This is a genomic window from Gilliamella sp. Bif1-4 (genome assembly GCF_001690535.1).
Taxonomy (GTDB): domain Bacteria; phylum Pseudomonadota; class Gammaproteobacteria; order Enterobacterales; family Orbaceae; genus Gilliamella; species Gilliamella bombi.
Genome location: NZ_LZHC01000062.1, coordinates 92,272 through 107,312, shown reverse-complemented (window position 1 = coordinate 107,312; position 15,041 = coordinate 92,272). Strand labels below are relative to the sequence as shown.

The 15,041-nt window shown below is 37.7% G+C and carries 22 protein-coding genes; 19 read left to right on the top strand and 3 right to left on the bottom strand.

What is annotated here, in order from left to right; genetic code table 11:
- Window position 1 precedes the first annotated feature (1 nt).
- The 11 genes from A9G25_RS09955 to A9G25_RS09905 all read left to right on the top strand — a co-directional run bounded on the left by A9G25_RS09955 (window position 2) and on the right by A9G25_RS09905 (window position 7,794).
- Entirely contained in the window at window positions 2-1,741 is a 1,740-nt protein-coding gene (locus A9G25_RS09955; protein ID WP_065626788.1) for a terminase large subunit, read from the top strand.
- A 213-nt stretch (window positions 1,742-1,954) separates the two neighbouring features.
- A complete protein-coding gene (locus A9G25_RS09950) occupies window positions 1,955-3,142 on the top strand; it encodes a phage portal protein (RefSeq protein ID WP_218057602.1) in 1,188 nt (395 codons plus the stop codon).
- Window positions 3,143-3,151: 9 nt separating this feature from the next.
- A complete protein-coding gene (locus tag A9G25_RS09945) occupies window positions 3,152-4,015 on the top strand; it encodes a head maturation protease, ClpP-related (protein WP_065626786.1) in 864 nt (287 codons plus the stop codon).
- Window positions 4,012-5,196 (top strand): phage major capsid protein, encoded by a 1,185-nt coding sequence (locus tag A9G25_RS09940; RefSeq protein WP_065626785.1) that lies wholly within the window; start codon window positions 4,012-4,014, stop codon window positions 5,194-5,196. Before A9G25_RS09945 ends, A9G25_RS09940 begins: the two co-directional genes overlap by 4 nt.
- 34 nt (window positions 5,197-5,230) lie before the next feature.
- A complete protein-coding gene (locus A9G25_RS12875) occupies window positions 5,231-5,479 on the top strand; it encodes a hypothetical protein (protein WP_065582165.1) in 249 nt (82 codons plus the stop codon).
- Entirely contained in the window at window positions 5,460-5,801 is a 342-nt protein-coding gene (locus tag A9G25_RS09930) for a head-tail connector protein (RefSeq protein ID WP_065626784.1), read from the top strand. The genes A9G25_RS12875 and A9G25_RS09930 overlap by 20 nt, the downstream gene beginning before the upstream one ends.
- A gap of 1 nt (window position 5,802) precedes the next feature.
- Window positions 5,803-6,126, top strand: coding sequence for a phage head closure protein (locus tag A9G25_RS09925; RefSeq protein WP_065626783.1), 324 nt, complete (start codon window positions 5,803-5,805; stop codon window positions 6,124-6,126).
- Window positions 6,119-6,559, top strand: a complete 441-nt coding sequence (locus A9G25_RS09920; RefSeq protein ID WP_065626782.1) for an HK97-gp10 family putative phage morphogenesis protein — start codon at window positions 6,119-6,121, stop codon at window positions 6,557-6,559. Before A9G25_RS09925 ends, A9G25_RS09920 begins: the two co-directional genes overlap by 8 nt.
- On the top strand, window positions 6,556-6,882 hold the full coding sequence (gene gp17 / locus A9G25_RS09915) for a tail completion protein gp17 (protein WP_065626781.1): 327 nt from the start codon (window positions 6,556-6,558) through the stop codon (window positions 6,880-6,882). Before A9G25_RS09920 ends, gp17 begins: the two co-directional genes overlap by 4 nt.
- Window positions 6,883-6,943: 61 nt before the next feature.
- Window positions 6,944-7,423, top strand: coding sequence for a phage tail tube protein (locus A9G25_RS09910; RefSeq protein ID WP_065626780.1), 480 nt, complete (start codon window positions 6,944-6,946; stop codon window positions 7,421-7,423).
- Window positions 7,423-7,794 carry a phage tail assembly chaperone gene (locus A9G25_RS09905; protein ID WP_065626779.1) on the top strand — a complete coding sequence of 124 codons (372 nt, stop codon included), beginning with the start codon at window positions 7,423-7,425 and terminating at the stop codon, window positions 7,792-7,794. The genes A9G25_RS09910 and A9G25_RS09905 overlap by 1 nt, the downstream gene beginning before the upstream one ends.
- 27 nt (window positions 7,795-7,821) lie before the next feature.
- On the opposite strand, the gene A9G25_RS13225 is transcribed toward A9G25_RS09905, so the two are convergent.
- Complete coding sequence (locus A9G25_RS13225; protein ID WP_255307112.1) at window positions 7,822-7,965, bottom strand: hypothetical protein; 144 nt, start codon at window positions 7,963-7,965, stop codon at window positions 7,822-7,824.
- On the opposite strand from A9G25_RS13225, the gene A9G25_RS13420 reads away from it, so the two are divergent.
- The 4 genes from A9G25_RS13420 to A9G25_RS13100 are packed head-to-tail and all read left to right on the top strand — an operon-like array spanning window position 7,923 to window position 12,271.
- Window positions 7,923-8,087 carry a phage tail assembly protein T gene (locus tag A9G25_RS13420; RefSeq protein WP_442902711.1) on the top strand — a complete coding sequence of 55 codons (165 nt, stop codon included), beginning with the start codon at window positions 7,923-7,925 and terminating at the stop codon, window positions 8,085-8,087. The genes A9G25_RS13225 and A9G25_RS13420 overlap by 43 nt on opposite strands.
- Before the next feature lie 2 nt (window positions 8,088-8,089).
- Entirely contained in the window at window positions 8,090-11,347 is a 3,258-nt protein-coding gene (locus A9G25_RS09900) for a tape measure protein (RefSeq protein WP_065626778.1), read from the top strand.
- 53 nt (window positions 11,348-11,400) lie between these two features.
- Window positions 11,401-11,817, top strand: a complete 417-nt coding sequence (locus tag A9G25_RS09895) for a hypothetical protein (RefSeq protein ID WP_065626777.1) — start codon at window positions 11,401-11,403, stop codon at window positions 11,815-11,817.
- A 28-nt stretch (window positions 11,818-11,845) separates the two neighbouring features.
- Window positions 11,846-12,271, top strand: a complete 426-nt coding sequence (locus A9G25_RS13100; protein WP_065626776.1) for a hypothetical protein — start codon at window positions 11,846-11,848, stop codon at window positions 12,269-12,271.
- A gap of 146 nt (window positions 12,272-12,417) precedes the next feature.
- On the opposite strand, the gene A9G25_RS12645 is transcribed toward A9G25_RS13100, so the two are convergent.
- A complete protein-coding gene (locus A9G25_RS12645; RefSeq protein WP_141675076.1) occupies window positions 12,418-12,639 on the bottom strand; it encodes a hypothetical protein in 222 nt (73 codons plus the stop codon).
- Window positions 12,640-12,694: 55 nt separating this feature from the next.
- Between A9G25_RS12645 and A9G25_RS12865 the strand changes: the two genes are divergently transcribed.
- Window positions 12,695-12,838, top strand: a complete 144-nt coding sequence (locus A9G25_RS12865) for a hypothetical protein (RefSeq protein WP_176701115.1) — start codon at window positions 12,695-12,697, stop codon at window positions 12,836-12,838.
- Between the two features lie 104 nt (window positions 12,839-12,942).
- Here A9G25_RS12865 and A9G25_RS09880 read toward each other — a convergent pair whose 3' ends face one another.
- Entirely contained in the window at window positions 12,943-13,176 is a 234-nt protein-coding gene (locus tag A9G25_RS09880; protein ID WP_065626957.1) for an Arc family DNA-binding protein, read from the bottom strand.
- 124 nt (window positions 13,177-13,300) lie between these two features.
- On the opposite strand from A9G25_RS09880, the gene A9G25_RS09875 reads away from it, so the two are divergent.
- From A9G25_RS09875 to A9G25_RS09865, 3 genes are all read left to right on the top strand, one after another.
- Entirely contained in the window at window positions 13,301-13,468 is a 168-nt protein-coding gene (locus A9G25_RS09875; protein WP_065626775.1) for an Arc family DNA binding domain-containing protein, read from the top strand.
- Window positions 13,469-13,538: 70 nt separating this feature from the next.
- The gene (locus A9G25_RS09870; RefSeq protein WP_065575802.1) at window positions 13,539-14,315 is read left to right on the top strand and encodes a phage antirepressor KilAC domain-containing protein; all 777 of its coding nucleotides are present in this window, start codon (window positions 13,539-13,541) and stop codon (window positions 14,313-14,315) included.
- A 71-nt stretch (window positions 14,316-14,386) separates the two neighbouring features.
- Complete coding sequence (locus A9G25_RS09865; RefSeq protein ID WP_218057600.1) at window positions 14,387-14,935, top strand: BRO family protein; 549 nt, start codon at window positions 14,387-14,389, stop codon at window positions 14,933-14,935.
- Window positions 14,936-15,041: the final 106 nt, after the last annotated feature.

The window sequence follows — 15,041 nt, the reverse complement described above, 5'->3', positions numbered from 1 at the left end:
TATGCGTGATTATGTTCAGATAGCGATTGATTATGCAACTGACGCGATAAAAGATAAAAAGCGTGAGAAATATTGCAAACTGATCAGGCAAGCAGCCAAGCGATTTTTAGATGATTTAAAGAGAGCCGACAAAAAAAATTGTCCGTTTTTTTTTGATGAGTGGCATGCAAAAGATGCGTGCGATTTTTTAGAAAAATTACCACACGCTAAGGGTAACTGGGACCCACCTACTATAGTTTTACATCCATCACATATATTTTTTGTGGTTCAATTATTTGGATTCAGAAAAAAGACTTTTATCAAAATAAAAGATTGGGCTGATGATGATAAGTTTTATCCTCGCAGGTTTTCGTCTGCGCTGTTTGCTGTTGCTCGTAAAAATGCAAAAAGCACATTATCAGCAGGAATCTTGCTTTATTGTCTTTGTTGTGAGCCAGAGAATGGAGCGGAGGTAATTAGTGCGGCAACAACATTTCCACAAGCGCGAATAATTTTCGATACAGCTAAAATAATGGTTGAGAAAACATTCGATATGCGAGAAGCGTTCGGGCTTGAATGTTGGTCGAAATCGATATCTAGATTTGAAACAAACTCAAGCTTCAAACCAATTCACGCAAAAGCATCAACACAAGATGGCTTAAATCCATCACACATTGGGATAGATGAAATTCATGCACATAAAACGGCTGATTTATTAAATGTCTTACAGTCAGCGTTAGGCGCTAGAGCAAATCCACTTATTTTATACACGACAACAGAGGGTTATGTTAATGCTGGACCATGGCAAGAAATAAGAAAATTTGCACAGGATTTGTTGAAAGGTAGTTTTAAGGATGAAGCGGATCACTTCTTGGTGGTTTTTTATGCGCTAGATGATGACGATGAAGAATTAAATCCTGAGTCATGGATAAAAGCGAGTCCGTTTATTGACATAAACCCTTATTTACTTGATGAGATAAAAAAAGCTGCGATTGAAGCTAAGCAAATGCCATCTAAAATGGCAGAGTTTAGAATCAAGAGGCTTAACAAACCATCATCAGCCGCTGATATATGGATAGATTTAAGGAAATGGGATAAATGTGACGGGCAAGTGGATTTGGAATTTCTAAAAGATTACCCGTGTTATGGTGGTCTCGATTTAGCCTCAACAAGTGATTTAACGTCGCTAAGTTTGACGTGGAATATTGACGGTGAAATTTATACTTATAACTGGGGTTGGTGCCCAACATCAGCAATAAGTTATCGAACAGAAAGGGGTACAGTGCCGTATGCGGGTTGGGTTGAAAAAGGCTATATCAAGCAAACAGAAGGCGATGTAACTGATTATACTGTAATTGAATCAGATATATTGGAATTATTTAATAAATTCAATATAGTAAACATAGCTTATGACTCATGGAATGCACAAACGTTAGTTAACAATCTTGTCGCCGAAAATGTACCAATGATTCAATTTATACAAGGTACAAAATCTTATCATCCAGCTATGCAAGCGACTGAAATTTATTATGTGTCAGGAAAATTACATCACGGAGGTAATCCTGTGCTTAGATGGTGCGCGTCAAACATGGTGGCGAGGCGAGATCCAAACTTGAATATGGCCCCAGATAAAAAGAAATCGGCTGACAAAATTGACTATTTGGTCAGTATGTTAATGAGTATTGGTGTAATGATAGCGGACATTGAAGATAACGAAGATGAAGATATTGAAGCAGCATTTAAGGACGTATTAATAATATGAAACTAGCATTAATTTTATTCATGGCTTTTAGCTTATTTGGCTTTGTATTGCTGATTATTGCTGCATATCTAATATTCGGATATCAGTATTCAATTTTAACAGCCTCTTTATGCTCGTTCATAACGGCTTATTTCATTAAAAGAGGCTTAACAAATGGCTAAAAATTTCTTTCAGGTTCTTAGTGATTCTTTTAAGCCACCGAGAAGCGAAGTATTGGATACTGGCGGTAATGTTATTAGACCCTCTGATAGTGAATTCTGGGCAAATTTTTTTGGTTGGCAATCAGCAAGCGGGCAAAATGTATCTGTAGATAAATCATTGAGATTATCGGCGGTGTGGGCATGTGTTGGGCTTATTTCGGACACCGTTTCAACATTACCGTTAAATCTTTATGAACGATTGCCAGATGGGGGTCGTAGAGTTGCAAGTGAACATCAGTTACAAGATGTTTTACATTCAAGCCCAAATTATAACAATACACCATTTGAATTTTGGCAAATTGAATTAGCGGCAATGCTACTGAGAGGAAACGCTTACGCTGAAATAAAAAGGACTGCTAATAAAGTTTCTTCAATAAACTTCTTGCTTCCGCAATCTATAGAGACTCAAATACAAGATGATGGAAGCCTGAGATATCGCTATTCTAATAAAAATAGCACTAGGATAATATCTGAAAATGACATGTTCCACACAAAGGCATTTACATTAGACGGTATTACAGGTATTTCACCAATTCAGTACGGGGCCAATGTAATCGGTTCGGCAATATCTGCTGATACCGCAGCAAACAGCACGTTTAAAAACGGATTAATGCCCACCGTTGCATTTTCTACAGATAAAATCATCAAGAAAGAACAACGCGAAGAGTTTAGAACAAGCGTACGCGAAATATCTGGCGCAATGAACGCTGGAAAATCTCCAATTTTAGAGTACGGATTAGAAGCAAAACAAATTGGTATTAGTCCTGAGGATGCGCAATTACTTGAATCTAGAAAGTTTAGTATTGAAGAAATTTGCAGATGGTTCCGCGTTCCGCCGTGGATGATTGGGTACACAGAGAAAAATACTAGCTGGGGATCGGGGTTAGAACAACAAATGATAGCGTTTGTTACATTTAATTTAAACCCTTGGATAACAAGAATTCAACAATCCATTAATAAACGACTATTGTCTCCGGAAGATCGTAGTAAATATTATTCTGAATTTAGTCTTGATGGTTTATTAAAGGGCGATAGCTCTGCTAGAGCTAGCTTTTATTCAGCTATGGTTAACAACGGTATTTACACACGTGATGAAGTACGAGTAAAAGAAAACCTGCCAAAACGAGGTGGTAATGCTGACGTATTAACAATTCAAACCGCAATGGCGCCAATTGATGCGCTTGGAAAATCTAAAAACTAAGGTATATCAATGAAAAAACAAAACTTACCTGTAGCGCCACAGTCGCTGCAAAAGATTCCTATTGCCTTTGATTTGAGCGCAAATGCTTTAAATAAATGGGAATCAGGGATTAGAGCCGAAATAGAAGAAGATAACACAATATCTATTTTAGATCCTATTGGTCTTGATTATTGGACCGGCGAGGGCGTGACTGCAAAACGAATTGCTGCGGCTCTTCGTCAGATAGGGCATGAGCAGGATGTCACTGTCTACATCAATTCACCCGGCGGTGATATGTTTGAAGGTTTTGCCATATATAACCTTCTTCGTAATCACGGCGGGAAAGTCACGGTAAAAATAATCGGCATTGCTGCATCGGCCGCGTCAATAATTGCAATGGCTGGGGATGACTTGCAAATAGCTAGAGCAGGCTTTTTAATGATTCATAATTGCTGGCTACACGCTGTAGGAAATCGCCATGATTTACGAGAAGTGGCGGAAACAATCGAACCATTTGATTTAGCTATGTCAGATATTTACGTAATTAGATCTGGATTGGATAAAGACCTAATTATATCGATGATGGATAAAGAAACTTACATCGTCGGTAATGATGCGGTCAAGCAAGGTTTTGCTGATTCATTATTACCTGCTGATATCGTAACAAAACAAAAAGAATCCGATCCGAATTCATCAATCAAAAAATTAGACGCCCTGCTCGCCAAGGCTCAATTACCGAGAACGGAGCGTCGAAAATTCATTCAAGAACTAAAAACTAGCATGTCTGGCGCTGCTAGCGAAAGCACGCCGTGCGCTGCTTCTGATGTTCAAATAAACGTAGAGTTTGGCTCTACAGCAAAATTATCAAATTCACTAAAAGGTATTTTAAAATGACAGATTTAACACAATTAGAACAAGAGTATAAACAAGTCCAAGCTGATCTCAAAAGCGTTGGTGACACATTAAAAAGTTATGCTGAGAAATCTGAAAAAGAAATTAAAGCGCACCAGCAGTTAAGCGAAGAATCAAAGGCGAAAGCAGACACAGCATTAGCTAAATTCAATGAATTACAAGCTAAGTTAAATGATATTACGCAAAAGCTTGAACGACCACAAGATAACCCAAAAGAATCTGTTCAATCACTCGGGAAAATGGTTGTTGAAAGCGAATCATTTAAAAATGCTAATATGAACGCGTCGTTCCGAGGTTCAGTACGAGTGAACGCTCCCCGTTCGGCGATTACGACCACAACAACGAATATTGTGGCTCCAGATCGCCAAGCTGGGATTATTGCACCGCCAGTACGCCGTATGACAATCCGTGATTTATTGATTCCGGGAACCACTAACTCAAACTCAATTGAATTTGTCCGAGAAACTGGATTTACAAATAATGCAACAACTGTTGGTGAGAGTATGGCAAAGCCTTATTCTGACATTACGTTCGGATTAGTTAATTCACCAGTACGCACTGTTGCACACTTATTTAAAGCCTCCCGTCAGATTTTAGACGATGTTTCTGGATTGATTAGTTACATCGACGGGCGAGCACGTAATGGTTTACAGCTAGCAGAAGAAAAGCAATTATTATTTGGCAATGGTTCTGGCTCTAATATTCTTGGTATTGTTCCTCAAGCCTCAAGTTTTACTCCGTCATTATCTGTTGCCAATGCAACCGCAATTGATCGCATTCGCTTAGCTTTACTTCAAGCTGTTTTAGCTGAATTCCCATCAAATGGTATTGTTTTAAACCCAATTGATTGGGCAGGTATTGAGCTGACAAAAGATAACGAAGGTCGTTATATCATCGGCAATCCAATGGACGGCACAACTCCTCGACTTTGGAATTTGCCCGTTGTAGAAACCCAAGCTATGAACGCAAATAATTTCCTAGTGGGTGCATTCAATATGGCAGCTCAAATTTTTGACAGAATGGATATGGAAGTCTTGATTTCTACAGAGAATGACAAAGACTTTGAAAATAACATGATCACCATTCGAGCCGAAGAGCGATTAGCATTAGCTGTATATCGCCCAGAAGCATTTGTAACGGGTGAAGTAACACCAACAGTGTAAAGGAGAATGGCGAGGCAACTCGCCTTTATTTGCTATGGAAAAAATAAAAGTAATTGCTTTAAAAAGTTTTGATTACGGCGGAACAATCAGAACACCTCAATCGCCACCGTTTGAAGTTGATAAATTAGACCTGTCCTATTTTGTATCAAATGGCATGGTTAAACACTATCACGAGAAAGACAATGTTAACACGGAAGAAGATCAGCTGTCTTCTAATGCTGATAAAGCCTCTCAACCTAACACGAAAAAAAAGGCTAAAAAAGATGTCACTGATAACGCTTGATGAAGCAAAATTACATCTGCGCATTGACCATAATTTTGATGATGCTGATATTCAATTAAAGCTTGATGCCGCAGAGGAACAAGCAATTAATTTCTTGGAGCGACAAGTTTACGCAACAGATGACGAACTAAAACAAGCTGTTTTTTCAAATAAAGCAGGAGATCGTCCGATGTTAGTCAATTCAAGTTTTAAATCCGCTGTTCTTTTATTATTGGGACATCTTTATGAAAATAGAGAAGAAACCAGCACCGCAAATTCATCAAATGTTAAATATGGATTTGAACGATTGTTAAACCCATATCGAATTCATATAGGTGTTTAGTATGCAGTCAGGCAAATTACGTAACCAAGTAACTTTTCAGAAGCAAATCAATCGTACAGACGAACTGGGACAACTAGTTAATAAATGGGTCGATGTGTGCACTGTACGAGCTGAAATTCGTGACGTGTCGGGAAAAGAGTATCAAAGCTCACAAGCTGAACAAACGCAAACAGATTGTAAAATCTTAATTCGGTACAGAAAAGATATTACTGCTGATATGCGTGTGCTGTGTAATGGAACTTATTACGATATTAAAGCGGTGCTTGAAGACGTAAAAAGGACAAGGCTTGAATTACCCTGCCAAAAAGGCGTACGTTATGATTAAACCCACGTTATCAATAGCTGGATTTAAAGAGCTTGAAGCGGACTTTAAATTACTGTCAAAAGCAGAGCAACGAAAAGTTTCAAAAAAGGCTGTGCGTGCCGGTGCTGTTGTTTTTCGTGATGCTATTCGTGCAAGTGCTCCTGTCAGAACTGGGCGCCTCAAAAAATCGATTTCAGTTGACGCAGTTAGAGGTAAAAACGCAATTGCAGGAATTAAATTTAAAAAAGTACGAGTCGTTAAAAAACTGAAAAATGGCGAAGGTTCTGTAGTAAAAAGATGGACGCCTTTTTGGTGGTGGATCTTAGAAAATGGTTCATCGAAAATGTCAGCCAAGCCTTTTGTTCGTCCTACGTTCGATGCAAATGTAAAAAAGGCAGAAGATGCTGCATTTGAACAGTTTTTAAAAGATATCGATGAGATTTTCTCAAAATGATAGAAATTAAAATTAATAACGCACTAAAAATTTTGTGCGACGGACGGGTAAGTCCATTAATTGCACAACAAGGAACTAGCCCACCATACTTGTGCTACACAAAAGTTTCAGAAGTTTACGACGATGTTATGAGTGGCCAATCATCTGTTGAGTATTGTTTTCAAGTTGATATCTACGCTAAAACATTGCTCGAAGCTGAAACCATTAAACAACAAGCGTACGAAAAACTGAAACCATTAAAACCATTCAATATCACTAGTCGCCAAGACTATGAAACCGAAACAGAGCTTTATCGCTCAACGTTAGAATTTTACATTCAATAATTACCTATTTAACCATTTTATGCCGCTTAATTGTGGTTTTTTTATTTTTGGAGATATTAATATGCCAGAAGTTCAACAAGTACAAAGTGAATACACAAAAACCAGAGATGTTGGTGTTTTTGTTAGTAAAGATCCGTCCCTTAAATTTATTGCGCAAGCAACAGCAAAACTTAGTCTAGAATGCACTGTGACCGATTACTCAATGACAGCGCCTGAGGGTGAAGAAATCGACGTATCGACACTTTCATCAATCACAAAAGAAACTATCAGCGGCTTACCTGCCGAGGCAACGGTTTCAATGAACGCTAACTTTGTTATTGGTAATTCTGCACAGCAAGTATTACGCAAATCGTACGACACGGGAGATAACTACGCATTCCAGATCAAATATGAAGACGGTAGTTCAATCGACTGGATTGCACGTGTAACGAGTTACGAGTTCAAAGGTGCAAAAAATGGCGTGGTAACTGGCTCTTTCTCATTCAAAGTAAAAGGTAAGTTCGTTTTTAATGCTCCGTCTGTTAATCAAGGACAAAAATAATGAATTTAAAACAAATTATCACAGCAAAAAACTCAGGCTTTCGTACAAAAAAGGTTCGGGTTGAAGAATGGGGTGTGGCGGTTACTATTCGTGAGCCACTACACACCGATTTTAATCGGTATATTAAGACAATCAAAGATATCACAGATAATGAAAAACTAACTGATCACGAAAAAGATTTGTTAAACATTAAAGCGGAAGCAACGCTATTTGCAACGGTGCTGCTTGATGATAAAGGTGATTTTGTTTTCAGCAATGATATTGATGATTTAGTAAAAAGTTACGGTCCTGTTCATACTCGATTAGTCAATGAGGCTTTTAATCTGCTCGGCTTGAAAAGCGAGCCGATAAAAGAGGCTGAAAAAAAGTAGAAAGCGATCCTGAGCTGTTTTTTAAGCTTAAATTAGCATTAAGGCTCGGTAAAACTCTTGCCGAGCTTGAGCAAACGCTATCAGTAAGGGAATTTTACTACTGGGTCGCATTCGACAAATTAAACCCGATCGGCGACGAACGCCACGACTGGCACGCCGCACAAGTCGCATCAGCTATCTATCGCTCACAAGGTGCAAAAGTCGAGTTTGAGGACTGTTTACTTAAATTCAAAGAAGAGAAGAAAGAGCCTGTCAGCATATTTGACGCGCTATCAAATTTACTTGGGAAATAATTATGGCAACATTGCGAGAATTGGCAATCCGAGTTACAGCCGACTCATCATCATATCAACGAGAAATGAGTCGAGCATCACGACTTGGTACAGATTATTATAAAACAATGGAAGACCGTTCAAAGCGGTTTGATGCATACATTGCTAGTAATAATCGCTCAGTTCAAGCAATGAACATGCAATTAACTCAGCTAAAATCATCAGCTTTAAGCGTGGCTACAGCGTTCGCTGGAGGCTTTGCATTTACTAGCATTGTAAACATGGCGGATGACTGGGGGCAAATGGCTGCTCGTATTAGAATGGCTATTACATCTGTCGAGGGTTCAGCTGATAATTATGAGCAAGTGCAAAGTCGCTTGCTTGAAATTAGTAATCGTAATGCTAAAGCAATTGAAGATTCACAAGAACTATACATTGCAACGGCATCATCAATGCGTGATCTGGGTTATAGCACAAACGACACGATCGACTTTATCGAGGCTATGTCAAACAGCTATACTATAAATGCGACTTCTGCAGATAAAGTATCAACCAGCATTAACGCAATAACTAAATCGATGATCACAGGGAAAGTTAGCAGTAACGACTGGAAATCGATAATGGCATCAACGCCAAATGTTGTTACAGCACTTACAAACTCAACAGGTAAAGCCGAAAAGGTCATAAAGCAACTCGGTATGAGTGGTCAAATATCAATGCGTCAATTAGCAGATGCAATGATAAAGGTGAAAGACGAAACGGGCGCCATGGCGGACGGCATGGGTAATACCGTAAAAGATGGTTTTACTCAAGTTTTAAACAGCTTCGAATCGTTAATCGGTAAGATAAATAGCAACATGGGGATTACACAAAGTGTTGCTAGTGGTTTGAAAGTCGTTGCGGACAATATTCATTTGATTACTGGTGCTGGCGCAGTTTTAACTGCCGCAGGATTATCACGATATTTTAGCGGACTTTCGCTATCTGTTTTTAATGCAACAAAAACAACATTAGCAAACAGAGCAGCACAAATATCTCAAGCCCAAGCACAACTAGCAGCTGTTAAAAGCTTGCAATTAAAAGCGGTTGCAGAAGTAAATGCTGCTCGATTTGAAGCACAACGTGCGGTTGGTTTAAAAGCAAGTCTTGTTGCGCAAAACAATTTAACAGCAGCTATTAATCGTCAAACACAAGCAAATAATGCGCTAGCTGCTGCACAAACAAAAGTAAACGCACTAACTAGTAAGTTTAATTTGTTATCCCGTGCAGGCAGCGGTTTATTAGGTATGCTGGGTGGTCCACTTGGCTTAGCTACAACATTGTTATCGGTGGGCGCTGGTTTTTTAATGATGGGGGATGGCGCAGATAAAGCTAAAAAACCGCTTGAGGAATTACAATTACCCGTTGATCAACTACTCGCTAAGTTTAAAGAACTCGACAAATCAAGACAGTTAAACATAACAACGGGACTGCAAGCAGAAATCGATATTAATACAAAAGATATCGATATTAATATTTCTGATATTAAAGATAAATTAACGGATAAATTAACTGACATTTTACCCGCTGGATATTCGGGTGTGACGCTTTATTTGTCACCATCTAATAAACAAGCTATTGATGAGTATGTGAATGAAATTGATTCGCTCAAAAATAAGCTAAAAGAGGGAGAAATAACATCAAAAGAATTTGGCGAGAAGCTATTTGAAGCTGGGCAGAAATTTACATCAGCAACAGCAGGCGGCGAACAATTCAAGACACTAATTGGGAATATTACTACTGCTCTGTTAGAAAATGCTCAGAAGCTAGCAGAAAACAAAGAAAAAATGGATGCGGTGGGCAAAGCCTCGGCTGAAACAGCTAAAGAAGTAAAAACGCTTGATGCTGCTGATTTTCCGAATTTAGAAAACCAGCTCGGTGTACTTAGTCAGCAACTTGATGTAAACAGAGCTAAGTCAGAAAGTGGAGCAGAGGCGGCATTTGTGCTTGCTGGGCTACAACGAGCGGCAGGAGATGCTGCACTTGAACATGCAGATGATTTGTTTAATTTAGCAACTAATCAGCAAGTATCTGCTGAAATGTCAGATGTACTTACTGAAAAGCTTAGATTATATACAAAAAATCTACGTGAAAGCTTCAAGCTACAAGAGGGCTTCAAACACTCAAAAACGATCAAGAGCGCAGCAGAGCTGTATAAGTCGCAGTTAGACAAACTAAATAGTCAGATCAACGCTTACACTGATATCACTGAGCTACAAAAAATACGCAGGCAATTAGCGGAAGGGGAATTAAGTAAGCTAACTGATATTCAAAAGAAAGCGTTAGAAACAAAAGCTATTGAGCTTGATCGGCTAAATGCGCAAAAAGAATATAAATCAATTATGGATTCTTTGCGCACTCCAGCGGAGCAACAGCTAGATACTTACAAGCAGCATTTATCGATTATCGAAAAAGCAAATCTATCATTAAAAGAACGTGAAGAACTGCTTAATAGAATGGCTAAAAAAGCCGCTGAATCAGCACCAACATTCAGCTATCACAACTCTTACAACGGTTTAGGTAGTGATTTACTGAATGTAGCGGAGGATGATAAAAAGCTGCGAGACTGGAATGAGCAACAGCTACAAATTCAAAACGACTTATTAGCACAAAAGCTAATTAGTCAGCAAGAATATGCTGATGCCGTCGTAAAAATTGAAGAAACTATGCAACAAAAGCAAAAGGATATTCAGTCTGCATATACACTCGCAACACTCGGCACATTCTCATCATTAACAGGCTCGATTGCTGATATGTTCAAGGAAACCGCAGGCGAATCATCTGCTGCATACAAAGTTATGTTTCTTGCTAGTAAAGCCTCAGCTATTGCGCAATCGATAATCAGTACCGAAGTAGCAGCCACTAAAGCATTAGAGTTTGATCCGACTGGTGTTATGTCTGGAATTACACGAGGTCTTGGATATGCATCGGTTGGCATGATCGCAGCTCAAACACTAACTGGTATGGCTCATAGTGGTATTGATCACATTCCAGAAGATGGTACATGGTTACTTAAAAAAGGTGAGCGGGTAATAGATGATAGAACAAATGCTGACTTAAAGAACTTCTTGCAAACATCGAATAAATCAGCAGGTAATATAACTGTAAACGTGCCTGTAAATGTTGGTAACGGTGGTTTATCTGAAGACGACGGAAAAGCGGTCGGAAATATGATAAAACAGTCAGTACTAGCAATTCTTGATGAGCAAACACGCCCGGGTGGCAAGCTAAATAGACGTTGATTTAATGGATTAAATTTCATACCATTATCCAAAAATTAATTAAGGAGAATGGTATGAAAAAAATTGTATTTTTGGGGTTAATGAGTTTTACGTTGATAGGGTGCTCGTCGTCACCAGTGTCAAATGATGCGGCAGTAAACGTTCCTGAGCAGCGGATATATAACCAAGATATTTTTGTAAAAAAAGAAAATTCAGAAATGGTTATTATAAAAAGAGATAAAGGATTTGTAAGTAGCGCTTGCTCTGATTCTCTTTTTGTTGACGGAGTTAAAATTGCTGATTTAAACCCCGCGGAAAAAGTTGTTATCTATCCGCTATTAGGGAAACGAATTTTTAGCATGGTGGCAAATGGAGTTTGTGGCGGAGGAATGGTTGAAGTTGAAGGGGATGTTGAGAAAAGTCAAGTTTTAACATATAGGATTGCTCATTCCTTAAATGGCGGATATGGTATTTATAGAACGGCGTTCTAAATAGACTAATCATTTATAGGAGAATGATGTGAAAAAATCATTAATTTTAGTAGTTATTGTTTCTTTTCTTTCTGGTTGCTCAACAACTCCTCTTTCATTAAATGAAATAAAGGATGTACCGAGGGAGAGAATATTTGGCTATCAAAATAAAGTTGATAATTATGCTAATTTAGTATTAATAAGAGACAAAGGTTTAGTTGGAAGCGGTTGTTATATAAATGTATTTATTAATGGTCAAGAAGTCGCTAAATTAGAAACAAAAGAGCGTGTTTCACTGTATGCGCCAAGTGGCAACATAATAATAGGCTCATCTCTTCAGGGAAGTGGATTATGTAGCTTTAATCCTCCACGCCGTGAACGTGAATTTTCTTTTAAAGATGGTGAAAGAAAAGTGTTCAGATTATCTATAGATCAAAATGGAAATACAGATATAACACCAACAACTTTATATTAAAGCCATTTATAAGGAAACAGTATGAAAAAATTATTATTATTAACGTGTTTAGGTTTTATTTTCTCTGGTTGCAGTGTTCATCACCAATTTAGTGATAGGCTGTCTTATTAATCATTAAAGCAAATAAAATCAGAGATACATATAACTCAAAAAGAAAGCTTAGATATTACATGGGTTCCTAGTGATTTTACGTCACGAATTGATATACAAGGGGCATCAGGGTTTCTTGGTAGTGGAACTCGTACTAGAATCCCGATCGGCATTGGTCTTTCATCAAGAATTGAAGAAGCAATTAGCTCGTACGCAGATTTAAATTCTGACGGTAGAAAGTTAACATTAATAGTTAATAATGCTAAAACAAAATTCACTTATGGAGCAACGAATATTGATAGTGCGAGTGTATATTTAAATGTAACATTTGAATTGTCAGGCAATAGGTGGACTAAAGAATTTTCTACTAAGCAGAATGATAGCGGTGTAAAAGATGCAAAAGTCACTTCAGTTATTGAGTATGCGTGGGATCAGATAGCTTTAGATGTAGCTAGAGAAATAGCTACACACTTATAATCAAACCCTCTTAGAGGTTTTTTTTATTAATAGAAATATTGACCCTAACTTTAAGTTATAGTCATTCACCTAACCGCCGCATAGGCGGTTTAGAAATTTCGGGCTTATTTTTTATTAATACCGATAAATTCAAATTGCCCCACATTTTCTAACAACGTCTCTAAGTTTGTCATTAATTTATGCAGTTGATCCTTGTCATTAGAATATAAAAAACTATCTTCAAGAATACTCACTATTTCTGCGTTCATAGAGCGATTATTTTTTGCTGCAGCTTCTTGAATTTTTTCTTTTAATTCAATGGGTAACCTTATTTTCATTTGTGGATCTTCTTTAGCCATATCAACCTCGAAAAATTTTTTTCTATTATGAACCACTTTGGTGTTGACATCAATAAACCAAAGTGGTTTACTACACACAAATGAACCAAAGTGGTTTGTAAATTAAAAGGAGAAAATAAAACATATGAAAAAAGCAAAAGAGTTGTATCAAAAGAAAGTGAGATTTCAAGATGATGTGAAAGAGACAATAATTGATAACTCAAAAAAGGAAATTCGAAGTTTTGATGCAGAAGTAAATTATCAATTAAGAAAAGCTTATGGGTTATTAGAAGGAGTAACAAATGCCCAATAAAGCAAAAACCCCAACATCGGCAAATGTTGAGGTTCAATCAACAAATCAATTTTAAACAGGAGATTCGTTTATGAAAAATGATATAACTTTAGTAAATAAAAGTCAATTGACAATGTCTAGCCGTGAGATAGCCTCTTTAACAAATAAGAGACATGATCATATATGTCGAGATATTCGGGCTATTTTAGTGGCGTTACTTGGTGGTAAAGATGGTGATTATATCCGTAACCCAAATTTGGGTTACCTTACAAATCAACATGTTAGCTGTGATCAGTATGATTTTAAAAATCCTAATGCGTGGGAATATCATATATCGAGACGGTACACGGAAATATTAATTACGGGTTATGATATTAAACGTCGAACAGCAGTTATTGATCGCCTTTATCAACTAGAAGAAGCTAACAAGCAATCTCAACTAAAACTTCCAACAACAAAAGAGCTTGCACTAATGGTTATTCAAGCCGAAGAAGAAAATGAAAGGCTGATGATAGAAAATAAGACGCTAGGATCTCAACTTGAAGAAATGAAGCCAACCGTTGCTGCCTTTGATCGCATTGCGACTAAAGCAGAAGGTAGCATGTGTATTACTGATACTGCCAAGCATTTACAAGTTCAACCAAGAAAATTCTTTCAAGAATTAAACTCAATGGGTTGGATTTACAAAAGAACAGGCAGTCATCATTGGCTTGGATATCAAGATAAGGTTAAGCAAGGGCTGTTAGAGCATAAGATTACAACAGTCTCAAGAAGTGACGGCAGTGAAAAGATAGTAGAGCAGGTGCTAGTTACTCCAAAAGGGTTAGCGAAACTATCACAAATTTTATCACAAGAAATCGCAGCTTAATCAATTAACAACAAATTATAAGCCCTCTAAAAAGGGGGCGATTACGAGGATATAGCATGTCAAATCAATTAATGTTTCACAGCACAGTAGTGCAACCAGTTAAACGTAATAATCAAATTTGGATCACGTCCACCGAGCTATCTAAGCTTTTACAATATGCTGATTCTAAATCAGTAACAAAGATTTATAGTCGGAACAAGGATGAGTTCACAGATAAAATGACAATGGTGGTCAAATTGACTACCAATGGAATAAACAACAGTCTACGCAAGAAATCAGTACGAATTTTCTCACTTCGTGGAGCGCACCTAATCGCAATGTTTGCTAGCACGAATGTAGCAAAAGAAGTGCGTAAATGGTTGCTAGATTTAGCTGATAAAGAGGCAAGTCATTCGCAAACAAGAAAAGATATGATTGAGGTGAACAGGACTAATTTAATTTGTTTGGTACATCACATGCTTTGGTTGAACGATTTCTACATAGACAATCGTTTATATGATGTTTTTAAAATGCTAGGCTCTAATTTCGGTGTAAGAGTTCACGATCATTTTGGCGACGGTGCTTTTGTTGCCTCGATGTTTAAAAAACAGCTAGAAAAGAAACAACTACAGCAAGTATAAATAATTATTATATAAGCAGTTTAGAAAGATTGGCTTCCATTTTTTTGTGGAAGCCAATACTCTGCTGTCAAGTGGAATAAAAGCATACCCGAAGATGGTTTTATTG